The organism is Nocardiopsis sp. B62 (assembly GCF_018070675.1).
Taxonomy (GTDB): domain Bacteria; phylum Actinomycetota; class Actinomycetes; order Streptosporangiales; family Streptosporangiaceae; genus Nocardiopsis; species Nocardiopsis prasina.
Genome location: NZ_JAGPXK010000008.1, coordinates 212,312 through 233,219 on the forward strand (window position 1 = coordinate 212,312; position 20,908 = coordinate 233,219).

25 protein-coding genes are annotated in these 20,908 nt (G+C 69.9%); 17 read left to right on the forward strand and 8 right to left on the reverse strand.

Annotated features, from left to right (window positions below):
- Positions 1–242 precede the first annotated feature (242 nt).
- The 7 genes from KBX21_RS11955 (at position 243) to KBX21_RS11985 (ending at position 6,713) form a co-directional block, all read left to right on the forward strand.
- Entirely contained in the window at positions 243–998 is a 756-nt protein-coding gene (locus KBX21_RS11955; protein WP_049578528.1) for an SDR family oxidoreductase, read from the forward strand.
- Positions 999–1,176: 178 nt separating this feature from the next.
- On the forward strand, positions 1,177–1,977 hold the full coding sequence (locus tag KBX21_RS11960; RefSeq protein ID WP_210841915.1) for an ABC-2 family transporter protein: 801 nt from the start codon (positions 1,177–1,179) through the stop codon (positions 1,975–1,977).
- The gene (locus KBX21_RS11965; protein WP_210841916.1) at positions 1,970–2,833 is read left to right on the forward strand and encodes an ABC transporter permease; all 864 of its coding nucleotides are present in this window, start codon (positions 1,970–1,972) and stop codon (positions 2,831–2,833) included. The genes KBX21_RS11960 and KBX21_RS11965 overlap by 8 nt, the downstream gene beginning before the upstream one ends.
- Positions 2,834–3,016: 183 nt before the next feature.
- The gene (locus KBX21_RS11970; protein WP_210841917.1) at positions 3,017–3,823 is read left to right on the forward strand and encodes an ABC-2 family transporter protein; all 807 of its coding nucleotides are present in this window, start codon (positions 3,017–3,019) and stop codon (positions 3,821–3,823) included.
- 31 nt (positions 3,824–3,854) lie between these two features.
- The gene (locus KBX21_RS11975) at positions 3,855–4,682 is read left to right on the forward strand and encodes an ABC transporter permease (RefSeq protein WP_210841940.1); all 828 of its coding nucleotides are present in this window, start codon (positions 3,855–3,857) and stop codon (positions 4,680–4,682) included.
- A gap of 3 nt (positions 4,683–4,685) precedes the next feature.
- A complete protein-coding gene (locus tag KBX21_RS11980) occupies positions 4,686–5,774 on the forward strand; it encodes an ATP-binding cassette domain-containing protein (protein WP_247665591.1) in 1,089 nt (362 codons plus the stop codon).
- Positions 5,775–5,816: 42 nt separating this feature from the next.
- Positions 5,817–6,713 (forward strand): DMT family transporter, encoded by an 897-nt coding sequence (locus tag KBX21_RS11985; RefSeq protein WP_110051001.1) that lies wholly within the window; start codon positions 5,817–5,819, stop codon positions 6,711–6,713.
- Between the two features lie 72 nt (positions 6,714–6,785).
- On the opposite strand, the gene KBX21_RS11990 is transcribed toward KBX21_RS11985, so the two are convergent.
- The 6 genes from KBX21_RS11990 to KBX21_RS12015 form a co-directional block, all read right to left on the reverse strand.
- Complete coding sequence (locus tag KBX21_RS11990; protein ID WP_083927642.1) at positions 6,786–7,208, reverse strand: VOC family protein; 423 nt, start codon at positions 7,206–7,208, stop codon at positions 6,786–6,788.
- A gap of 223 nt (positions 7,209–7,431) precedes the next feature.
- The gene (locus KBX21_RS11995; protein ID WP_307869192.1) at positions 7,432–7,707 is read right to left on the reverse strand and encodes a DUF397 domain-containing protein; all 276 of its coding nucleotides are present in this window, start codon (positions 7,705–7,707) and stop codon (positions 7,432–7,434) included.
- Between the two features lie 180 nt (positions 7,708–7,887).
- A complete protein-coding gene (locus KBX21_RS12000; RefSeq protein ID WP_210841919.1) occupies positions 7,888–8,085 on the reverse strand; it encodes a DUF397 domain-containing protein in 198 nt (65 codons plus the stop codon).
- Positions 8,086–8,313: 228 nt separating this feature from the next.
- Positions 8,314–8,502 carry a DUF397 domain-containing protein gene (locus KBX21_RS12005; RefSeq protein WP_017544326.1) on the reverse strand — a complete coding sequence of 63 codons (189 nt, stop codon included), beginning with the start codon at positions 8,500–8,502 and terminating at the stop codon, positions 8,314–8,316.
- 211 nt (positions 8,503–8,713) lie between these two features.
- Positions 8,714–8,908, reverse strand: a complete 195-nt coding sequence (locus KBX21_RS12010) for a DUF397 domain-containing protein (RefSeq protein ID WP_082206698.1) — start codon at positions 8,906–8,908, stop codon at positions 8,714–8,716.
- A 17-nt stretch (positions 8,909–8,925) separates the two neighbouring features.
- Positions 8,926–9,771 carry a helix-turn-helix transcriptional regulator gene (locus KBX21_RS12015; protein WP_049578537.1) on the reverse strand — a complete coding sequence of 282 codons (846 nt, stop codon included), beginning with the start codon at positions 9,769–9,771 and terminating at the stop codon, positions 8,926–8,928.
- A 536-nt stretch (positions 9,772–10,307) separates the two neighbouring features.
- On the opposite strand from KBX21_RS12015, the gene KBX21_RS12020 reads away from it, so the two are divergent.
- The 6 genes from KBX21_RS12020 to KBX21_RS12045 all read left to right on the forward strand — a co-directional run bounded on the left by KBX21_RS12020 (position 10,308) and on the right by KBX21_RS12045 (position 14,582).
- Complete coding sequence (locus KBX21_RS12020; protein WP_210841920.1) at positions 10,308–10,814, forward strand: hypothetical protein; 507 nt, start codon at positions 10,308–10,310, stop codon at positions 10,812–10,814.
- Positions 10,815–10,904: 90 nt separating this feature from the next.
- Positions 10,905–11,459, forward strand: a complete 555-nt coding sequence (locus KBX21_RS12025; RefSeq protein WP_210841921.1) for an ATP-binding protein — start codon at positions 10,905–10,907, stop codon at positions 11,457–11,459.
- A gap of 218 nt (positions 11,460–11,677) precedes the next feature.
- On the forward strand, positions 11,678–11,962 hold the full coding sequence (locus tag KBX21_RS12030) for a hypothetical protein (protein ID WP_210841922.1): 285 nt from the start codon (positions 11,678–11,680) through the stop codon (positions 11,960–11,962).
- Positions 11,963–12,280: 318 nt separating this feature from the next.
- Positions 12,281–12,439 carry a hypothetical protein gene (locus KBX21_RS12035; protein WP_199560701.1) on the forward strand — a complete coding sequence of 53 codons (159 nt, stop codon included), beginning with the start codon at positions 12,281–12,283 and terminating at the stop codon, positions 12,437–12,439.
- A gap of 41 nt (positions 12,440–12,480) precedes the next feature.
- The gene (locus tag KBX21_RS12040; RefSeq protein ID WP_210841923.1) at positions 12,481–14,055 is read left to right on the forward strand and encodes an asparagine synthase-related protein; all 1,575 of its coding nucleotides are present in this window, start codon (positions 12,481–12,483) and stop codon (positions 14,053–14,055) included.
- An 11-nt stretch (positions 14,056–14,066) separates the two neighbouring features.
- Positions 14,067–14,582, forward strand: coding sequence for a GNAT family N-acetyltransferase (locus tag KBX21_RS12045; RefSeq protein WP_049579710.1), 516 nt, complete (start codon positions 14,067–14,069; stop codon positions 14,580–14,582).
- Positions 14,583–15,046: 464 nt separating this feature from the next.
- On the opposite strand, the gene KBX21_RS12050 is transcribed toward KBX21_RS12045, so the two are convergent.
- Complete coding sequence (locus KBX21_RS12050; protein ID WP_307869193.1) at positions 15,047–16,288, reverse strand: ATP-binding protein; 1,242 nt, start codon at positions 16,286–16,288, stop codon at positions 15,047–15,049.
- Between the two features lies 1 nt (position 16,289).
- Positions 16,290–16,946 (reverse strand): response regulator transcription factor, encoded by a 657-nt coding sequence (locus KBX21_RS12055; RefSeq protein ID WP_210841924.1) that lies wholly within the window; start codon positions 16,944–16,946, stop codon positions 16,290–16,292.
- Positions 16,947–17,172: 226 nt separating this feature from the next.
- Here KBX21_RS12055 and KBX21_RS12060 point away from each other — a divergent pair, with 226 nt between their 5' ends.
- The 4 genes from KBX21_RS12060 to KBX21_RS12075 are packed head-to-tail and all read left to right on the forward strand — an operon-like array spanning position 17,173 to position 20,829.
- Entirely contained in the window at positions 17,173–17,673 is a 501-nt protein-coding gene (locus KBX21_RS12060) for a hypothetical protein (protein WP_049579702.1), read from the forward strand.
- Complete coding sequence (locus KBX21_RS12065) at positions 17,670–18,815, forward strand: peptidoglycan-binding protein (protein ID WP_210841925.1); 1,146 nt, start codon at positions 17,670–17,672, stop codon at positions 18,813–18,815. Before KBX21_RS12060 ends, KBX21_RS12065 begins: the two co-directional genes overlap by 4 nt.
- Positions 18,812–19,600: an ABC transporter ATP-binding protein gene (locus KBX21_RS12070; protein ID WP_210841926.1), complete on the forward strand. Its 789-nt coding sequence runs from the start codon at positions 18,812–18,814 to the stop codon at positions 19,598–19,600. Before KBX21_RS12065 ends, KBX21_RS12070 begins: the two co-directional genes overlap by 4 nt.
- A complete protein-coding gene (locus tag KBX21_RS12075; RefSeq protein ID WP_307869194.1) occupies positions 19,597–20,829 on the forward strand; it encodes an ABC transporter permease in 1,233 nt (410 codons plus the stop codon). Before KBX21_RS12070 ends, KBX21_RS12075 begins: the two co-directional genes overlap by 4 nt.
- The last annotated feature ends 79 nt before the right edge of the window (positions 20,830–20,908 follow it).

Genomic DNA, 20,908 nt, shown 5'->3' on the forward strand with positions numbered 1-20,908 from the left:
CCGGGTTCCCGTGCGCACCTGGGAGCCCGGTCCGGGAGGAGCCGGGCCGGGAACCGGCGCGGACATCGGCGGCGAAGCGTGACCGACCCCGCACGGTGGGACCCGGGATCCTGTCGAGGCCAGGGGGAAGGCGGAGTCGCCGTCCGGTTGTCCACAGCCTGTGGACAAGTGTTCGGAGTCGGGTCGGTAGTCTCCAGCTGGCGGCCCCGAGTGGGCCGGACCGAACCAATGAGGGAGCCACCATGGGTGCCGCTGTCAACGACCACAAGGTCATCGTGATCACCGGTGCCGGCGCCGGGATCGGCCGTGAGGCGGCCCGGAGACTGCTCGGCGACGGCCACTCCGTGGTCCTGGCGGGGCGGCACCGGGCGACTCTGGAGGAGACGGCGGGCCAGAACCCCGGAGCGGTGGTGGTCGAGGCGGACGTGACCTCCTCGGAGTCGGTCGCTGCGCTCTTCGGAACCGTCCGCGAGCGCTTCGGGCGCGTGGACGTGCTCTTCAACAACGCCGGGGTGTTCGGCCCGGCCGCGTCGGTGGACGAGATCGAGGACGACGCCTGGCGCGAGGTCCTGGACACCAACGTCACCGGCTCGATGAACTGCGCCCGCGAGGCAGCGCGCATGATGAGGGCCCAGACCCCCGGCGGCGGTCGGATCATCAACAACGGCTCGATCTCCGCGCACGTCCCGCGGCCGTCGAGCGTGGCCTACACCGTCAGCAAGCACGCGATCAACGGCCTCACCGCCTCGCTCAACCTGGACCTGCGTGGCCACGGGATCGCCTGCACGCAGATCGACGTCGGCAACGCCGCCACCACGATGACCACGGGCTTCGGTGCCAACGCCCGCCAGCCCGACGGTTCGGTGCGTCCGGAACCCACCATCGACGTCACCCACGTGGCCGACACCATCGCGCACATCGTCTCCCTGCCCCTCGACGTGAACGTGCCCGCCGTCACCGTGATGGCCCGGGAGATGCCCTTCGCCGGGCGCGGCTGAGTTCCACGAACCCGTGGCGGCCCGCGGGGCGCCGTGCTAACGTCACTCCTTCGCGGCGACCCGGACCTGGCCTCCCGGCCCAGGGACGTGCCGAACCCGTGTCTCCCCCGCCCTTCGAGGGCCCGTGGTGGAGAGCGGACGTTTCTGCACGTTCACTAGCTGCCAGGGAGCCACGCCCGTGCGTGTCCACTGCGCGGTGTACGCCCGTGGGCTGCGCCGCTACTCCACCTATCGCGCGGCCACCGTCGCCGGGGTGTTCACCAACTCGGTCTTCGGCGCGATCAACGCCATGGTGCTGCTCGCGCTCTTCGAGGCCCGCCCGGAGATCAACGGCTACGACGCCACCGACGCCGTCACCCAGGTGTTCGTCGCCCAGGCGCTGCTGGCCCCGCTCGCCATCATGGGGCCCGCACTCGACCTCAGCGAACGCATCCGCAGCGGCGCGGTCGGCGTCGACCTGCTCCGCCCCGTCCCGCTCCTCGGCTGGAACCTGGCCCAGGACATGGGCCGGGTCACCTTCGACTTCGCCTTCCGCAGCGCGCCCACCTTCGCGGTCGGCGCGCTCCTGTTCACGCTGGGGCTGCCGGTGGACCCCCTGCGCTGGCTGGTCACGATGGTCTCGTTCGTGCTGGCCGTCGTGGTGGGATTCGCGCTGCGCTACCTGTACTCGGTGGTGGGGTTCTGGCTCCTGGACACCCGTGGCGTGTGGGCCGTGATGGGCCCGGCCGGGCCGGTTCTGGCCGGGATGCTCCTCCCGCTCACGCTCTTCCCCGCTGCTGTCGCCGACGTGCTGTGGTGGCTGCCGTGGGCGTCGATGGTGCAGATCCCCGCGGAGGTCTTCCTCGGCAAGGAGTCGTTGCCTGGCGGGAGCGTGCTCGGCGGGTTGGCGTTGCAGTTGGGGTGGGCGGTGGCGCTGCTCTCGTTGGCGGCCTGGCTGACCGGTCGGGCCATGCGCAGGGTGGTGGTCCAGGGTGGCTGACGCGCTCACGCGGGGGCGGCGTGCCCCGGCTCCCCCGAGCCCCCTCGCGGACCTGGGCCCGGAGCTGCGCACGTACGTCCGCCTCGCCTGGACCTGGACCCGCGCGGTCGCCCAGTACCCGATGGCGCTGTCCCTGTTCACCTTCGGGATCACGCTCGCCTCCCTGGCCGAGATGGGCGCCGTCGTCGTGGTGTTCGCCCACGCCGGCACGCTGGCCGGGTTCACGGTGTACGAGGGCCTGCTCGTCTACGCGCTGGCCGCGTTCTCCTTCGGCGCCGCGCAGCTGCTCACGGGCTCGGTGGACCACCTCGGCGACCACATCCGCACGGGCAGCTTCGACACCATGCTGGTCCGCCCCGTGTCCCCGCTGGTCCAGCTGGCGGCGGACCAGTTCTCGCCCCGCCGCTTCGGCAGGATCGTCCCGGCCGTGGTCGTGCTGGTGTTCGCCCTGGTCATGTGCGACATCGACTGGACCGCCGGGCGGGCACTCATGGTCCCGGTGCTGCTGGCCTCGGGAGTGACCATCTGCACCTCGGTGTGGCTGATCGCGGGCTGTCTCCAGTTCTTCGCCACCGACGCCCGTGAGGCCGCCAACTCGGTCACCTACGGCGGGCAGGCGCTCACCGAGTACCCCATCGCGATCTACGGCCGAGGTCTGGTGCGGTCGGTGACCTACGTGGTGCCGCTGGCCTTCGTGAGCTGGCAGCCCGCGCTGCACCTGCTGGACCGGCCCGATCCGACCGGCCTGCCCGAGTTCCTGCGCTTCCTCGGCCCCGTCGTGGCGGTCGTCCTCGCCCTGGTGGCGTCTTTGGTGTGGCGGTTCGGCCTGCGCCGCTACCGCTCCACCGGCAGCTGACCCCCGCCGAGACCGGCACGGCTGACCCGGGCACCGCCCGGACACGCGAAGGCCCGACGCTCCCTCCGACCCGACCCGACCCGACCCGACCCGACCCGACTCCGATCCCGACCCCCGATCCGATCCCCCAACCCGACCGTCCGACCGTCTGTCCATCCGACCGTCCGAAAGGAGTGTGCCCACTTGCGGGTCCACGCAGCGGTGTACGCCCGAGGGCTGCGCCGCCACTCGACCTACCGCGCCGCGCTCGTCGCGGGCGCCCTCACCAACTCGGTCTTCGGCGCGATCAACGCCATGGTGCTCCTGGCCGTGTTCGCCGCCCGTCCGGAGATCAACGGCTACGACGCCACCGACGCCGTCACCCAGGTGTTCGTCGGCCAGGCGCTGATCGCCGTCACTATGATCGTCAACACCGCCCCCTCCCTCGACCTGGCCGAACGCGTGCGCGGCGGCGACGTGGCCACGGACCTGCTCCGCCCGGTGCCGCTCCTGGGTTGGTGGATGGCGGAGGACCTCGGCCGGGCCACGTTCACGTTCCTCTTCCGTGGCGTGCCCACCTTCTGCGTCGGCCTGCTCCTGTTCGACGTGGTCGTGCCGGACGGCGCGGTCCAGTCCGTGGCTGTGCTGCTCTCAGTGGTCCTGGCCGCCGTGATCGGGTTCGCGCTGCGCTACCTGTGCTCGCTGAGCGGGTTCTGGCTGATGGACACCCGGGGCCTGTGGATGGCGAGCGGTCTGGTCGCGCCGGTGGCCGCGGGGATGCTGCTGCCGCTGGCCCTGTTCCCGACCGCGCTGGCCGACGTGCTGCGGTGGCTGCCGTGGGCGTCGATGGTGCAGATCCCGGCGGAGATCCTGCTCGGCAAGGACTCGCTTCCGGGGGCGAGCGCGTTCGGCGGATTGGCGTTGCAGTCGGGGTGGGCGGTGGCGCTGCTCTCGCTGGCGGCCTGGCTGACGGGCCGGGCCACGCGCAGGGTGGTGATCCAGGGTGGCTGAGGCTTCAACACGGGATCGCGCGCCCGGGAACCTGCTGGCCCGTGCCGCCGAGGCCGCCCTCCGGCCGGTCCAGGACTACCGCAGGCTCGCGTGGATCTGGGTGCGCGCCTTCGCCCAGTACCCGACCTCCCTCATTTTGATGTCCCTGGCCGTCGCCGTGAGCGTGGTCGCCCAGGTCGGCGCGGTGGTGATCGTGTTCGGTCACGCCGGGACGCTGGCCGGGTTCACGGTGTACGAGGGCCTGCTGGTGTTCGGGCTGGCCGCGAGCGCCTTCGGGATCGCGGACCTGTTCATGGGCGCCGTGGAGCGGCTCGGCCTGCACATCCGCAGCGGTTCCTTCGACGCCATGCTCGTCCGACCGGTCTCGCCGTTGGTCCAGCTGGCCGCGGACGAGTTCTCCCCGCGCCGCCTCGGCAAGGTCGTTCCCGCGCTGGTGGTGCTGGGGATCGCGCTGGCCAACACCGACGTGGAGTGGACTCCCGGCAAGGGGCTCCTGCTCCTGGGGATGACGCTGTCCGGGGTGCTGATCTGCGGCGCGATCTGGGTGGCCACCGCCTGTCTCCAGTTCTTCGTCGCGAACGGCCGGGAGGCGGCCAACGCGCTCACCTACGGCGGGCAGGCGCTCACCGAGTACCCGCTGGCGATCTACGGCCGGGAGGTCGTCCGCTCGGTGACGTACGTGGTGCCGCTGGCCTTCGTCAGTTGGCAGCCCGCTCTTCTCGTGCTCGACCGACCCGACCCCCTCGGCATGCCGGAGGCCCTGCGCTACGCGGGCCCGGTCGTCGCCGTACTCGCCTGCGCCGGAGCCGCCCTGTTGTGGCGGTTCGGGTTGCGCCACTACCGATCCACCGGGAGCTGAACGATGACCGCAGAAGGAACAGAGGAACCAACCACCGGGGCCACTGAGCCCGGGGAGTTTGCGGGGACCACCGAGACCCGCGAGGAGGCCGCCGCACCAGGCCCGCTGCCCGAGGCCGGACCCGATGCCGAACCGATCATCGAGGCGGTGGGGCTCGGCCGCGACTTCGTGGTGTCCGAGGGCCCCTTCCTGCGCCGTACCCGGCGCAGGGTGAGCGCCGTCCGGGACGTGACCTTCTCCGTGCGGAGGGGGGAGATCGTCGGCTACCTGGGGCCCAACGGTGCGGGGAAGTCCAGCACCATGAAGATGCTCACCGGCATCCTCACCCCCACCGCGGGGAGTGTCCGGGTGGTCGGGCGGGACCCGTCCCGTCAGCGCACCCGTCTGGCGAGGGACATCGGGGTCGTGTTCGGGCAGCGCACCACCCTGTGGTGGGACCTGCCGCTGCGCGACAGCCTGACCCTCACACGGCACCTGTACCGGGTTTCTGCCGATCTCCACGCCGAGCGCCTGGCCGAACTCACCGAACTCCTGGAGCTGGAGCCCTTCCTGGACACCCCGGTGCGCCAGCTCAGCCTGGGGCAGCGGATGCGCGGCGACCTCACGGCGGCCCTGCTGCATGCGCCCCGCCTGCTGGTGCTGGACGAGCCGACCATCGGCCTGGACGTGGTCAGCAAGTCGACGATCCGGGAGTTCCTGCTGCGGATCAACCGGGAGCGGGGGACCACCATCCTCATCACCACGCACGACCTCGGGGACGTGGAGCGGCTGTGCGACAGGGTGATCGTGATCGACAAGGGGCGGCTCGCCTTCGACGGGGATCTGCCCGGGTTGCGCGCCACCGTTCCCACGCCGCGCGTGCTGGTGGTCGACCTGGTGGCTCCGGCGCCCGCGATCGAGGTGGAGGGGGCCGTCACGGTCCGGGTGGACGGGCCGCGTCAGTGGCTGGAGCTGGCGGACAACCCGGCGAGGGTGATCTCCCGGGTCACGGCGGAGCACGAGGTGGCGGACCTGACCCTTCGGGAGCCCGATATCGAGGGCGTGGTCTCCGCTCTCTACCGGGGGGCGGTGCCCAGCGAAAGTGGGGCCTGATTCCGGTGTCGCGAGGTGTCGCGATCGGGGATCATGGGTTGTATGTCCCCTTTGTCATACGGCCTGTGGCTCGGGGTCGCCTTCGGAGTGATGTCCTGCCTCGCGTACACGGCGGCGGCCGTGGCGCAGCGCAGGCTTGCCGTCCGCGTACCCGAGCCGCTGACCGGCGGACACCAGATCGGAGCACTGCTCCGGCATCCCCTCTGGTGGATCTCCCTCGTGTTCAACGGCGGCCGCGCCGGGTTCCAGGTGGCTGCGGTGAGCTTCGCGCCGTTGACCGTCGTGCAGCCCCTCGGTGTGCTGGTGCTGGTGCTCGGCATCCCGTGGTCGGCGCGGATCGCCCGGCGCAGGGTGAGCCGCGCGGAGTGGCGGGGTGCGGCCCTCACGATGCTCGCGCTCGGGGTGCTGCTCGCGGTCACGGTCACCGGTGACCATGGTGGGGTTCTGTCCTTCGAGGCGTCGGCGCTGGTGGGCGTTGGGACGGTGGTCCTGCTCGCCGTGATTGCCTGGGTCGCTGGCCGGGTGCCGTCGAGGGCCTGGCGGAGTTACCTGCTCGCGGGTGCCGCCGGGGTGGCCTTCGGGGTTTCGGCGGCGACGGTGAAGACCGCCGTGTGGGCGTTCGACGAGGGTGTGCTGGCGGGGCTGACGCACCCGTCGAGCCCGGCGACGGCGGTGATCGCCGTGCTCGGGCTTCTTCTCGCGCAGGCTGCTTATCAGGGGATGGATCTGGGGGCGCCGCTGGGCATCACCACGCTGGCGAACCCGGTCGCTGCTGCGGTTGTCGGTGTGGCGTTCATGGGGGAGACCTACGCGGGCGGTTGGCTGGGGGGAGTGGTCGCCGCTGGGTGCGCGGTGGTCGCGGCGTACGGGATTCGGTTGCTGACCGTGCCCTCCGACGACGGAGAGGAAGCGACGCCGGAGGGGATACGGGGGGCTTAGTGGGCGTAGGGCTGGGGCGCTCATGCCGCCACCGCCTGCCAGTGTGGTCCTAGGGCGTGTTCTGAAGTGCCACTAGTCAGCGGTTCGTGACGGCGATGCGGTACGTGAGCGATGGGCTCGAACGTCCACAGGGCGTCCGTCGGGATCGCGAGCCGACATCGTCCACTGCGTGGGCAGTGTCTCGATCTGCCCGACCGGCCACCCGGCAGCCAGGATGTGATCGCGAACCTCACACAGTTGCGCGTAGGTTCCCACGCGCAGCCCCCACCCCGCCTTGCTGAGGGGATCGAGACCAACGGTGGGGGCAGTAGCGGTTTCGACGATCATAAGGTGGTCATTCCCGCCGACATCGATGACTGCGATCCGAGGATCAGAAGTGGTTGCAGCGCGCTCGAATGCGAGCGTTGCTCCGAGCAACTCCGTGTAGTAAGCCACGAGCCGTTCGAGGTTGGTTGTGGACAGCGTCAGATGGTTGATTCCGTAGAGATCGGGCATGGTGGGCCAACTGTAGTCCAGACGCGGCACGGCACCTGGGGCGCTTGGGATGTGGTCACCGCGCCTGGCGTACCAAGGTGAGTTGGGTGGTGGCTTCATAGCGGGCGGCGAGTTTCTCGTGGCGCCGTGAGTGGCCGAGTGCGTGGTCGTCGGGCTGGGCCAGGCCGTCCTGACTCGACCTGCCTGGATCGGCAGGCCCCTTCCGAGCCCCGGCAAACACGCCCTATTTCGTACGCAGGAGTGCGACCCATTCGGGGCCGGGAAAGAGGAGGTGTCCGTGGTCGGGGAACTTGGAGTCCCGGACCGCGACACCGGGCCGCAGGCCAGCGACCTCCATGCAATCGCTAGCGGTCGCACTGTGTGAAGATTCGCGGTACCGGGCTACTTCCACGCAGTTCTGCGACTGATTGCTGTAGCTGGATTTGTGGAAGGTGAGTCCGTTGATGTGGGAGTGCATCTCTGGGGCCTCCGCCGGGGGTGGGGGTACTGACTGGCTCATGAACGGTCCTGCCCGCTTCTACACCACGTGTTCAGAGGAGAAAGTCCCGAGCTCTGTCCAGTTGTGAACATGGGCACCCACTGTCCATGGGGCAACAAGGTAACGCGGCCCAGTTGCGTCAGCTAGTAGAACGCACAGGCCCCGGCTGAGTACAGCCAGGGCCAGTTTGCGTGCCAGGGCCTACACCTGGTCGGTGCGGATGACCCTGAGGGCGGCGGCCCACTCCGTGCCTGCGAACCCCAGGTATCCGGCATGCCTGTTCTGGGTGTCGCGGACCAGGTGCTCACCGGGAAGGTCGGCGACCTCCACGCAGTTCTGCCCCTGAGGGGTGCTGTAACTGCTTTTGCGGAACGTGAGTTCGTCGATTTGAAGGTGCATCCTGGGGTCCTCCGCTGGGGGTGGGGCAGTGACTCACTCATACACAGCCCTGCCCGCTTCTACGCCCTGTGTGCGGAGAAAACGTCCCTACCCCTGTCCTGCTGCGGACAGTTGCGCCTGGCCCCCGTCCGCAGCCAGAGGGGTACAGCCCTCGCGGGAAATGCACTGGGTAATGCATGTAGAAGGCCCCGACCGCGAGAGACGGTCGGGGCCTTCTGCTGTCCAGATCTACCTACGGACGGTTCCGAGTAGTGCTGACCACTCAGTGGCCTCGAACACGAGGTGACCGTGATCGCGGTGCTGGGTGTCGCGGACGGCAGCCGCAGACGGGAGGTCTGCGACCTCAACGCAGTTCTGGTCACGGGCTCCGCTGTAGCTGGATTTGTGGAAGGTGAGTTCGTCGATGTGAGGGTGCATCTTGGGACCTCCGCTGAGGGTGGGGAACTGACTGACTCCTACACAGTCCTGCCCGCTTTTACGCCCTGTGTGCGGAGAAAACGTCCCTACCCCTGTCCAGCTGTGGATAGAGGGATCCCGCTTCCCGTCCGCATAGCCACGAAGTACATTGACGTGGGAGTTAGACAAGGCCCCCGACTCAGTTGAGTCGGGGGCCTCCCTCATTGCTCAGCTAAGGCTGGGTGGTGGACCGTAGCAACGCGGTCCACTCCTTCCCGGGGAAGACCAGGCAGGCCAATTCCCGGTTTTGAGTGTCGCGCACAGCGGCGCCTGACGGTAGATCAGCGACCTCGACACAGTTCTGCGGGGTGCTGTAGCTCGACTTGCGGAAGGCCAGCTGGTCAACGGGTGTGGGAGCTAGACGCATGGGGTTTCGGCTTTCTTCTATGTGGTGAGACCGCGCATCAGTTGAACTGAGTCCTGAGGCCCCAAGGCGACGGACTGAGCTTGCTCAAAGAGCCTCCGATACCTGCCAACCTCCTCTTCGCGCTCCAGGTACAGCCCATCCGTGTCAGTCTCCAGGAACACGAACGGCGCAATGTCCTCATCGGCGTACTCCAGGATGACAAACGGCCCTACAAGCCCGCTGTGGAAGGACGTTGCGACTGGTAGAACTTGAACTGTGATCGCGTTGGTGAGGTCTTCAGAGACCGTGATCAGATGATCGATCTGACCGCGCATGACCTCCTGATCAACCACCATGCGGCGAAGAGCGTTTTCATCGATGATCACCCACAGCTCTGGCGCTGAGCCCTGGAGTACTTCCTCTTGTCGCTGCACGCGTGCTTCGACGGTTCGGTCGATCTCGCTATCGACACGCGGAGCGGATGCCGACTGCATGTGCAGTCGCGCGTACTCCGGAGTCTGGAGAAGCCCAGGGATGACAATCGGCTCGTAGCTGGAGATCCGCGAGGCTTCCTCTTCAAGCCCGGCGTACTCACCCGTAAGGACATCACCGTACTGAGCCCAGCGACCCCGCTGACGTGACTGCCTCACGAGAGCAAGGATTGCCCTGTCCTCGGGTGACCCCGCTGAGATGTCGTACACGCGAAGAAGTGCACTCACATCCGTCACTGATGGCTTCGCGGTCCTACCAGTCTCGAAGTTTGAGACCTTCGCGGTTGACCACTCCAGACGCTCAGCCACCTGCTCCAACGTCATCTGTCGTTCACGACGCAGGCGCCGGAGCACACCGGACAGCTGTCTCCTGCTGATCGTGGGACCTGCCAAGGTGACCTCCTCCTGAGACCTCTGATCGTATCGCCGTCGACATCATTGGTCCCAACCTTCATCTTTCGGACCTAAATGATTGCGTGGCGAATTTCAGGCATGTACTTGAGATTCTAAATTTTCGAAACGATGATTGATGTTACGTCTAACTCCCGCTGGGCTCCCACCCGGCAACCGTCCCAGGAGGTGTGCGCCTATGGCGCCCCGATCCCTGAATCTCTCCGCGCTGGCATGCATGTGCCTTCTCGCGTCTGAGGCGTTCCGTCGCCGTCGTCCCAGGCAGGCCGCGCGGGTGCGTGCCTTCGCCGCCAACCCCCGCCGCACCACTTCTCGCCCGCTTAGCCCGTTGATCCCCTCGCCTCGGCGGCCGGTCGACGCCGTCCCCTTGGAGGTTCTGGGGGCCGCCCTGGCCGGGTTGCGGCGATTGGCGGTGACCTCGTGAGCGTGTTCGCCCCCGAACAGGCCCACCAGCGGGACTGGTTCCTCCCGCTCTGCGACCTGACCAACAACCCGACCCTGATCGAGGGAGAGCAGTGATGTTGGACGTTGGCACCAGGGATCTGCTGGCCGTGGCAGAGGACGCCCTGACGGCTCCCCCTCACCTGACCCCGGCCCAGCTCGCGGAGTGGCACTCCCACACCCTGCGCCACCGCCTCCCGCTGATCCAGGAAGCCTTGCGCGGCGCCCGTGAGCACGGTGACGCGGAACTGGCGATGCAGCTCATCGACCAGGCCATCCACGACCATCCCACCACCACCGTCACCGCCGTGGCCGGGTCGGTGTTGCACCTGAGCACCGCCGATCAGGGACTCCCTATACCGGAGCACGTGCTCTGTGCCCTGCTCTACAAGCACTGGGCTATGACCGTGGAAGGCGCACCCCCACACGAGGTCTACGTGGCCCGCCGCCCTCTGGGCTGGACCGGTGACGGAGACCCCTACGAAAGGATCACCGCGCCCGACCGCACTGAACTGCTGCGGTTGCTCGCGCACCGCCACCTCGGCGTCCACCGACGTGGCCCCGAACCCCCAACCGCCGCCTGAAGAAGCCCATGAAAAAGCTCTGGCGGGTGCGTCAACACCCCCAGAGCAGGCCGACAACCACCCCTGTCTAAGAGAAAGCGAATTGCCGACATGGCTATTGTGCCGCACACCCCTGCCCTCGACCACACGAACCACCCACCCGCCGGGCACCGGTGGGAATGCCGCCTCTACCCCGGACAGTTCGCCCAGATCCGCCAAGTCCGCGCCGACCTGGCCGTAGACCTCAACGGGCTGACCGGTATCGGGGCCGAGGCCCGTCAGGACATGGTGCTGTGTCTGAGCGAGATGTTCGCCAACGCCTGCGACCACTCCCGTTCAGGGCAGGACCCCGAAGGGTGTGTGGTCCGCACCCTGGACACGCCCCGCCCGGGAACAGTCCGAATCTCGATCATCGACGACGGCACCCGCACCGACACCCATACGGACTCTTCTCCCAAGGTCCCGCGCAGGCGCACCAGGAAGGAATGGGATCGGGCAGAACGCGGCCGGGGGCTGCTGCTGCTCGACCACCTCGCCACCCGATGGGGAACCCGCCCGGTGCTGGACTTCCCCTTCTGCCAGGGGTTGGGCACCGTCATCTGGGCCGAGTTCACCCACCCCGCTCTGAGCTGCGCTGGCGACTCCCGTGGCGGGGGTGCCCGATGACCGGTCACCAGGTCAGCGCAGAGGTGCGGTCGGTGTTGACCGCACCCCGAGGCCACCGCTTCCACCGCCCAAACGCACGTTCACACAAGCCCGCCTCTCCCCGGACCGTCCCGCCCCCGGCATCAGAGTCGCCCCGGGCCCGGGCCGTCCCGCCTCCAGCGTCGGAGTCTCCTTGGGACGAGACCCACCAGGCCCGGCAGGAACGCCTGCTGCGCCAGATGAGCGACAACCCCCGGGTGGCCTACATGCTTCAACACGGACCCCTCCCACACTGGGTCAAAGTGGCCCGCCAACAACGCGAACAGAAGACCCAAGAGGCCCAAAGGGCAGCCGACGCCGCACAGGCCGAACCAGAACCCGCCCTCCCCCGGGGCCGCCACCGAGCACCCCGCCGATGGTGGGGATGGCCCGCCACCGCCATCAGCTCCACCCTCCTCCTGGGCCTGACCACCCTGGAAACCCTCAGCCGAACCCTCACCCACGAGATCGGCATCCCGACCTGAACCGACGAGAAGCCGGGGCCCGGCACCCGCCGGGCCCCGACCACCCCCGCAAACGCGGGAAGCAGGCGACCACTGCCTGGAGAGAGGAAGCGAGACGCCATGGACGACATGGACCGCCTGCGAAAAGTGCGGTGAGCCGTGCCAAGGCAAGCCGTGCGGTGACTACACGTAGAGCCCCGTTTCGCCCCCGAACCCCGTGGGCCCGGAGACCCGTCTCGGGCGAGCGGGTCCGAACGTCGCCCCGCTCGGCGGCGAACCCCTGTCCAGCGGGTAGATCCCTTCGGGCAGGAACCCCCGTTTCACGGAAGGAGACCTACGTTGTCCGACTTCATGCCCCCACCCACAGTGAACGTTCCGTCCGGCCTGTTCACGTCCCCGCCCCGGGACGTCGTGCAGAGCCCCGAGCAGAGCCACGAGTACAAGAAGAGTTCCGGCTCCTCCGACGCGGCGCACACCTACGACACCACCAAGCGCTAACCATCTGACCCGCTGAATCAACGCACGCCCCGGAGCACTCCATGTTGCGATTGCAGTTGACCCCCTACAGCGAAAATCTCACCTGGAGCTGGTCCGGGGCGTGTTACATCTCCCAGGACACCAGGAGCCGAATCGAACCCTTCACCCACTCGATGGTGGAGCACTTGGCGGCGACTGACGAGCGCCGGACCCTGATCGTCGTCCGGGAGCGCGTCGCCAACCGACCGGCCTGTGACCCCGAGGTCCGCACCCTCACCTCGGCCGAGTACGACCAGGCGCGCGAGGCCGCCACCCACTGGCCGACCGACTTCGTACTCGTGGAGGCCGAACCCGCACGCCCCGTGCGGGTGACCGCCGGATCAGCTCGAACCACGCCGCTCTACCTGGCCAACGACGGGCGAACCTTGTTCGGCTCCTGGGACATGGCCGATCTGCGCGCCCACGCCACCGGGATCAACCCCAAGGAGGCCGCACGGCTGTTGATCTACCGGCCCCGGTACAGCACCGACACCCTGTTCCGGGGCGTCCAGCGGCTCACCGAACGCGCGACCGCGCACTATGGCGGGCACCTGTGGATCAGCTACCCCGCCCCAGCGCTGCACCGCACTCCCCGGGAGCTGGCGCCAGGCGCCGACGTCCTGGGCGCGTTCGTCGCGACCATGGACACCGCAATGGACCGCCGCCCCTGGGCCCGAGGGAGCACCCTGTTTCACCTGACCGGCGGGTTCGACTCGGGCACCGTGGCCACTCGCGCGGCCGAGCGCCATCCGGGCCTGTTCCCCACAGCCACCCTGGTGATCGGCGGCCCGGGGCGGGAGCAGCAGATCCGGCGCCGCGCCGAGCTCCGCGACCGGGTGAGGTTCGCTGACCTCGACATCGTCATCGACGCCATGAAGTACCCGCCCCTGGCGCCCGAGTGCCGGTGGGTTCGCGGAGGTGTGACCGCGCCGACCGAGGAGCCATTGCACTACCCGTTCACGCAGATGGCGCGGGCGGTGGCCGAGGCTGGCGCCCGCACGGTGGTGACCGGACTGGGCGGTGATGAGATGGTCGCGCTCACCCAGGCGGAAGAGCCCCACAAGGGGTTGGGCGAGATCACCGACGCCCAGATCCTGCCGTGGGTCGGACCGCGCGCTCAGTCCGCGTTGGAGTTCTCCGACGACGGCATCGCGCCCCCGGCCCTGGTCAACTCCATGACGCTGTTGTCGCTGGAGACCACGGCCCCGCCCCTGCTGCGGGAAGGGTTGTGGCCGGTGCACCCGTTCGCTGATCCGGCCATGGTTGAACTGGGCGAGCAGTTGCCGTTCGCGTGGCGCGAGTTGAAGCAGGTGCAGCGGCGACGCCTGGGCGCGCTCGGTATGAGTGAGGACGTCATTCACCCGGTGGAGCGCGAGTCGTTCGCTGAGGTCATCGGACATTCGTTGACTACTCACGCGCCGAAGCTGTTCGCTCGTATGCTGGCCGGGGGTTCGCCTCTGTTCGATGGTCTGGTCGACCCGGACGGGCTGAGGGTCGCGGTCGAGAGGCTGACCGCCGACAGCTACGTCGAGGAGCGAGACGCGAAGCTTCTAGAGGTTCTGAGTCTGCACATGAGCGCTTCGGCGTTCCTTGGTTGAGAGGACGAAGCGTGTTCACCATGCGACCGGCCACCGAGGATGACGTCACGGGTGTGGCCGAGATGATCCGTGCCCGCTGCGGGTGGCAGGAACAGCGCGGTCTGGAGTCCTGGCGCGAGGAAGTCGACGATCTCGCCGGGCAGGCCGGTTCCGGGTTCATGTGGGTTCTCGAAGATGGCGGCCGGGTCGTCGGATGCACCACGGTGACCACGCACTCACCGCCGAAGGACTGGACCCCAGAGGAAGCGGCTGACCCTGCCCTCTACCTGTTCACGACCGTGACTGACCCGGCCTACCGAGAGCACAAGCCGGGGACCTTGATCGCGTTGTGGGCGGTCGACCAGGCCGCTCGGCAGGGACGCCAGTGGGTACGACGTGGCTGCTACTTCCCCGAGTTGGTCAAGTACTACGAGACCCAGGGGTACGACCTGATCAAGGAGCAGGACCGCAGCGCCGGACACCTGTACCTACTCGCGCGTCGCGCTGAACGCCTGGACCTCGACGCCCTCGGGCTGATGACGGCCTGACCCCACCAACGACGAAGAGCGCCCCCAGGCCGCCACGGCGGCCTGGGGTGCTTCACATGGCGACGACGTACAAGTCGCCACAGACGGCTGTGCGGCGCGCTTCGGGGTGGACGCCGTCCATGCGTCACCAACGCACCCCGGCCGTCTGGGACCATCCCCGGCGTGCCGGGAGCGGAGTCAGATGCTCGGGCAGCACAAGCGGCTGAGGTGTTCCTGGACGAGGGACACGGGTGGCTGGGGCATGGTTCCGTCCCCAGCCTGTGGATAACCGGTCGAGAAACGTTACGACGACCGCCGCCGGGACCGCCCCAGCGGCAGGGGTCGGCTTTCGTTGCGTATTTTCGTCACGGTGAGTTGCGTCCCCGCGACCGTTCCGCCGCAGGTCACCGCGTTACTCCTACGCCCGGGAACCGGGGAACTCGGCGCCGCGAACCCCGGACCGGGGGACACGCGCCGCCCCCGACTCAGAGCTCCGGGAAACCCACGGTGACCACCAGACCCCCCTCCGGCCGCGCCCTCGCGGTGGCCTTGGCGCCGTGGGCTGTGGAGATCGAACGGACGATGGACAGCCCGAGCCCGCTCCCGGGCCGGTCCCGGTGCAGTCTGACCGCGTCTCCCCGGTGGAAGGGCTCGAACAGCTCCTCCGCGTCACGCACCTCCGTCCCGGAGTTGGTCACCCTGAGCACCGTGCGTCCCGCCGCCGTGCGCACCCGCACCTCCACCCACCCGTCGGCGGTGTTGTAGCGGACCGCGTTCTCCACCAGGTTGCGCACCAGGTGCTCCAACAGAACCGGATCGCCGTCCACCGGAGCGGGTTCCACGTCCAACCGCAGGTCCACCCCCTCTTCCTCGGCCGCGCCCGCCTGCTGGGCGACCGCACCGTGGACCACCTCGGCCAGGTCCACCTCCTCGGTTCGCGCCAGCCCCCGATCTGACCGGGCGAGCAACAGCAACCCGCTGATCAGCGCCTCACTGCGCGCCACCGAGTCCAGCGCCCTGCGGAAGGCGGGCCGCAGGTCGTCGGGCACCCGGTCCTGGGCCAGGGGCACCTCCAGCGCCGCACGCTGCACCGACAACGGCGTGCGCAGCTCGTGCGAGGCGTTGGAGACGAACCGGCGCTGGGAGTCGAAGGCCCGTTCCAGTCGGGACAGCATCCCGTCGAAGGTGTCGCCCAGTTCCCGGAACTCGTCGTCCGGCCCGTGCAGGTCCAGCCTGCTGTGCAGGTCGTTCTCGGACAGGGTGCGCGCGGCGTCGGTCACCCGGTGCAGGCGCCGGAGCGGCCCGCCCGCGATCACCCACCCGGCCAGCGCGGCCAGCAGGGTGACGCCCAGCAGGATCAGCACCGAGTTCAGGAGCAGGTCCGACAGCACCCCCACCTGGTAGTCGTCGACCAGGACGGCCAGGGGCTCGGTCTCCTCCCACCCGGTGACCGGTGCCGCCTCACCGGTCTGCGCGGGAACGGTCGGTGCCGGGGCGACGAGGGTCTCGGCCGGGTCGCCGTTGGGAATCACCGCCGTCGTCGACAGCTCCACCCCCCGCATCTCCAGGCTCGCGGAGACCATCGCGTAGTTGGCGGCGAGGAGCAGCGCCCCGCCGAGCGCGAAGACCCCCGTGTAGACGAGGGCGAGCTTCGTGCGCAGGGTCAGGCTGGCGAACCGGTCCAGCCACCGACGCGTCACTCCGGAGACCGCGGATGAGGCGGCCACGTCAGATCCGGTATCCGTGGCCGGGGACGGTCTCGATCACCGCGGGCGCACCGAGCTTGCGGCGCAACCCGTGCACCACCACCTTCAGCACCCCGCTGAACGGGTCCAGGTGGGCGTCCCACACCTTCTCGATCAGGTGGGTCGCGGTCACCGGCGCCCCGTCCGCGCGCAGCAGCTCCTCCAGCACGCCCAGCTCCTTGGGTGAGAGCGCGAGCGCCCGCCCGTCCCGGGAGGCGGTCCGGCGGGTGGTGTCCAGCACCAGACCCGCCCTACTGAGCGTGGGAGGGGCGGCCGGCCGCGCCCGACGGCCCAGCGCACGCACCCGCGCCACCAGCTCCAGGTACGCGAAGGGCTTGGCCAGGTAGTCGTCGGCACCCAGGTCGAGCCCGTCCACCCGGTCCTCCAGGCCACCGGCGGCGGTGAGCATCAGCACGCGGGCCTGCACCCCGGGGTCCTCCGCGATCCGCAGGCACACCTGGTCCCCGTGCAGCACCGGCAGGTCGCGGTCCAGAACGACCACGTCGTAGTCGTGCACGGTGGCCATCTCCAGCCCGGTGTCGCCGTCGTGGCACACGTCCACCGCCATGCCCTCACCGCGCAGCCCCTCGGCGACCGTCTCCGCCAGGTCGGGCTCGTCCTCCACCACCAGAATGCGCACGCTTCCCCCTCGCCCCAGTCTCCAGCCGTCGCTTTCCCGACTGACCAGCACTATCCGCCGCCCGGTTAGGCCGAGGTTAACCCCGCCGAACCCCCGCCTGGCCGGGGAACCGGGGGCCCAGGATCCCGGCTGACCCTAACCACCGGCTAACCGTGGTCCCGCTGACATGTGGCGTGCAACCCACGAGCGGCGTCGGCGGAAACGGCGCCCGAACCTGGAGGACCACATGCGTTCACTGACCCTCACGGCCGTGGCCACGGCGGCGGCCGGACTCCTGCTCACCGGCTGCGGGGCCATCGGCGGCGACGACGCGGCGGACCCGGAGTCCACCGAGGAGAAGACCATGGAGGAGGCGATGCTGGACTACGCCGCCTGCATGCGCGACGCCGGTTTTGACATGCCCGACCCCGACTCGGACGGCGGCATGGTCGCCCTCCCCGCCATGGAGGAACCGGACGAGGAGATGCTCGCGGCCATGGAGGAGTGCGACGCGCTCCTCCCGGTGGACGAGAACGCGCCCTCCGAGGAGGAACAGTTCGAGTCCGACCTCATGGTGGCCGAGTGCCTGCGGGAGAACGGCATCGACGTCGAGGACCCCGAGCGCGGCATGGGCCTCGCCATCCCGGTCGACCCCGAGGACGACGAGCACATGGCGGCCGTCAGCTCCTGCACCGAGGAGGGCGGGCGGAGCCTGGAGCTCGAGGCCGGCCCCGAGGACGACTCGTGAGCGCGGACACCGAACTCCTCCCCGAGGACGGGGCCGACGACACCGAACGGCGTCGGCCCCGGTGGAACCGGGGATTCCTGTGGCTGGCGGCGGCGCTGCTGAGCCTCGTGGTCCTGTGCGCCGGGGCCGCGGTGACGGCCTGGGGCTGGCCGCAGGGCGCCAAGGAGGAGGAGACCACCGCCCCCGGCGCCACCGCCGCCGTCGAACGCACCACCCTGCTGCGCGAGGAGCGCCTGGACGGCACCCTCGGTTACGCGGGAGCGGGATCGTTCTTCGCCCGCTCCGACGGGGTGCTCACCTGGCTGCCCGAGGTCGGCGCCGAGCGCTCCGCCGGGCAGCGGGCCTGGGAGATCGACGGCCGTCCGGTCATCCTCCTGCGCGGGGACAAGCCCGCCTACCGGACCCTGGAGCCCGGCTCCAGGGGGCCGGACGTGCGCCAGTTCGAGCAGGCGCTCGCCGAACTCGGGTACGGCGGGTTCACCGTGGACGACGAGTACACGTGGCTCACCGCCGAGGCGGTCAGGCGCTGGCAGAGGGACACCGAGGGAATGGAGGTCACCGGCACGGTCGAGCCCGACCAGATCTGGTACGTCTCCGGACCGGTCCGGGTGACCGGCCACGAGGCGGCGGTCGGCGAGAGCGTGGGACCGGCGACCCCCCTGCTCACCACCGCGTCCACCCACCGAGTCGTCCGGATCGACCTCAAGGTGGGCGACCGCGACCTCGTCGACGAGGGCGACGAGGTCGCGGTGGAGATGCCGGACGGCCAGACGGTCGACGGCGAAGTGGAGTCCGTGGGGGACGTGGCCCAGGTGGAGGAGGACGAGTCCGGTATGGGCGGGGGTGGCTCGGCCACCGTGGAGGTACTGGTCTCCCTCGACACGGACGGCGACGGCACCGAGGGCTTCCTGGACCAGGCGCCGGTCAAGGTCCGGGCCAAGGGGGAGTCGCGCGAGGACGTGCTCGCCGCCCCGGTCGGTGCCCTGATCGCCCTCTCCGGAGGAGGCTACGGGCTGTCCGTGGTGGGCGGCGACGGAGCGGTGAGGGACGTCCCGGTGGAGACCGGCTGGTTCTCCGACGGGCTCGTGGAGGTGACCGGCGACGGCGTCGACGCGGGCACCGAGGTGGTGGTTCCCGAATGACCGCCGTGGAGTTCACCGGGGTGAGCCGCCACTATCCGGGCGGGGTTCGGGCGCTGGACGGCGTGGACCTGAACGTCGAGCGGGGGGAGATGCTCGCGATCGTGGGCCCCTCGGGGTCGGGGAAGTCCACGCTGCTCAACCTGCTCGGCACCCTGGACGCCCCGACCTCCGGCCACGTGCGCGTGTTCGGCCACGACGTCGGCGAGCTCACCGACGACCAGCTCTCCGCGCTGCGGGCGCGGACGATCGGGTTCGTCTTCCAGCAGTTCCACCTGGCACCCAACGTGTACGCGGTGGACAACGTGGCCGACGGCCTGCTGTACTCCGGCGTCCCGGCCCGCACCCGCGTGCGGCGGGCCCGGCGGGCACTGGAGCGCGTGGGGTTGGCGGACCGGGCCCACCACCGGCCGCACGAGCTCTCCGGAGGGCAGAAGCAGAGGGTCGCGATCGCCCGGGCCGTGGTGGGTTCGCCGCCGCTGCTCCTGGCCGACGAGCCCACCGGGGCGCTGGACACCGCCTCCGGCGACGCCGTGATGCGGGTGCTCCGGGAGCTGAACGGGGACGGAGTCACGGTCGTGGTGATCACCCACGACCGTGAACTGGCCGCCTCCCTGCCGCGCCGCGTGGAGGTGCGCGACGGCCGTGTGGTCGCGGACTCGGGTACCTCACGGGGAGCGGGAGACCCAGGAGCCCTGGGTGTCCCGCCGACCTCCGCGAAATCCCCGGCGCCGGGCGTCGCTCCGGGCCCGCAAGGTACGTGGAGCCGGGCGGAGGCGGGCCGGTGAGGGGATTCCTGCGGCAGTGGCACGACCGCCGATCACCGCTGCGCCCCGCGCGACTCTCGCTGGTCGACCGGTTGCGCACCGGGTCGAGCGGGCTGCGCGCCCGGCCCACACGGGTGGTGCTCTCCGCCCTGGGCATCGCCATCGGGATCGCCGCGATGGTCGCGGTGGTGGGGGTCTCCTCCTCAGGCCAGGCCGAACTCGGACAGCGGATCGCCCGGCTGGGCACCAACCTGGTCACCGTCGCTCCGGGCGAGGACCTGTTCGGCGACGCCGCCAAGCTGCCCGAGGAGGCGCGGGGGCGGATCGACCGGATGCCGGAGGTCGAGCACACCTCGCAGGTGGAGCAGGTGAGCGGGACCCACGTCTACCGGAGCGACCTCGTACCGAGCGCCGAGTCGGGCGGGATCGCCGCCTACGGGGTCGACCTCGACCTGCTGGAGGCGGTCCGCGCCGAAGTGGACGAGGGCACGTGGCTGAACGAGGCCACCTCGGACCACCCCGCGGTCGTGCTCGGCGCGTCGGCGGCCGGGCGCCTCGGCGTGGACCGGATCAGCCCGGACACGCTGGTGCTGATCGGGGACACCTACTTCTCCGTGGTCGGTGTGCTGGAACGGGTGGAACTGGCACCGGAGCTGGACAACGCCGCGCTGGTCGGCCAGCGGGTCGCCGAGGACGTGCTGGGCGCCAAGGGTGAGGCCTCCACGGTGTACGTGCGGGTCGACCCCGACCAGGTGGAACGGGTCCGGGACGAAGTGGGCCGCAACGCCAACCCGGAGAAGCCGAACGAGGCCAAGGTGTCCCGCCCGTCGGACGCGCTGGAGGCCCAGCAGGCCGCTGACCAGACCTTCCAGGGCCTGCTGCTCGGGCTGGGCGGGGTCGCCCTGCTCGTGGGCGGTGTGGGGGTGGCCAACACGATGGTCATCTCCGTGCTGGAGCGCCGGGGCGAGATCGGTCTGCGGCGCGCCCTGGGTGCCACCCGCCGCGACATCCGGGGCCAGTTCCTGGTGGAGGCGATGGCCCTGTCCGCGCTGGGCGGGGTGTTCGGGGTGCTCCTGGGTTCCCTGGCCACAGCGGGGTACGCGCTGCTGCGCGGCTGGCCGGTCTCCCTGCCCTGGTGGGCGGGGGCGGGCGCGGTGGCGGCGACGGTGGTCATCGGCGCGGTGGCCGGGATCGTGCCCGCCCTGCGGGCCGCCGCACAGCACCCCACCGAGGCGCTCGGCACCGCCTGAGCCCCGGCACTGCCTGAGCCCCGGCACCGCCTGAGCCCCGGGTCCGTGAACCACGGCGGCCCGGACCCGGTACTTCCCG

Excerpts from the sequence above, each read along its gene's own strand:
- KBX21_RS11980 (WP_247665591.1), top strand. The coding sequence starts at position 4,686 with ATGACCGCAGAAGGAACAGAGGAACCAACCACCGGGGCCACTGAGCCC.
- KBX21_RS11985 (WP_110051001.1), top strand. The coding sequence starts at position 5,817 with ATGTCCCCTTTGTCATACGGCCTGTGGCTCGGGGTCGCCTTCGGAGTG.
- KBX21_RS12030 (WP_210841922.1), top strand. The coding sequence starts at position 11,678 with ATGAGCGACAACCCCCGGGTGGCCTACATGCTTCAACACGGACCCCTC.
- KBX21_RS11995 (WP_307869192.1), bottom strand. The coding sequence starts at position 7,707 with ATGAGCCAGTCAGTACCCCCACCCCCGGCGGAGGCCCCAGAGATGCAC.
- KBX21_RS12020 (WP_210841920.1), top strand. The coding sequence starts at position 10,308 with ATGTTGGACGTTGGCACCAGGGATCTGCTGGCCGTGGCAGAGGACGCC.
- KBX21_RS12000 (WP_210841919.1), bottom strand. The coding sequence starts at position 8,085 with ATGCACCTTCAAATCGACGAACTCACGTTCCGCAAAAGCAGTTACAGC.
- KBX21_RS11990 (WP_083927642.1), bottom strand. The coding sequence starts at position 7,208 with ATGCCCGATCTCTACGGAATCAACCATCTGACGCTGTCCACAACCAAC.
- KBX21_RS12025 (WP_210841921.1), top strand. The coding sequence starts at position 10,905 with ATGGCTATTGTGCCGCACACCCCTGCCCTCGACCACACGAACCACCCA.
- KBX21_RS12040 (WP_210841923.1), top strand. The coding sequence starts at position 12,481 with ATGTTGCGATTGCAGTTGACCCCCTACAGCGAAAATCTCACCTGGAGC.
- KBX21_RS12005 (WP_017544326.1), bottom strand. The coding sequence starts at position 8,502 with ATGCACCCTCACATCGACGAACTCACCTTCCACAAATCCAGCTACAGC.
- KBX21_RS11955 (WP_049578528.1), top strand. The coding sequence starts at position 243 with ATGGGTGCCGCTGTCAACGACCACAAGGTCATCGTGATCACCGGTGCC.
- KBX21_RS12060 (WP_049579702.1), top strand. The coding sequence starts at position 17,173 with ATGCGTTCACTGACCCTCACGGCCGTGGCCACGGCGGCGGCCGGACTC.
- KBX21_RS12070 (WP_210841926.1), top strand. The coding sequence starts at position 18,812 with ATGACCGCCGTGGAGTTCACCGGGGTGAGCCGCCACTATCCGGGCGGG.
- KBX21_RS12010 (WP_082206698.1), bottom strand. The coding sequence starts at position 8,908 with ATGCGTCTAGCTCCCACACCCGTTGACCAGCTGGCCTTCCGCAAGTCG.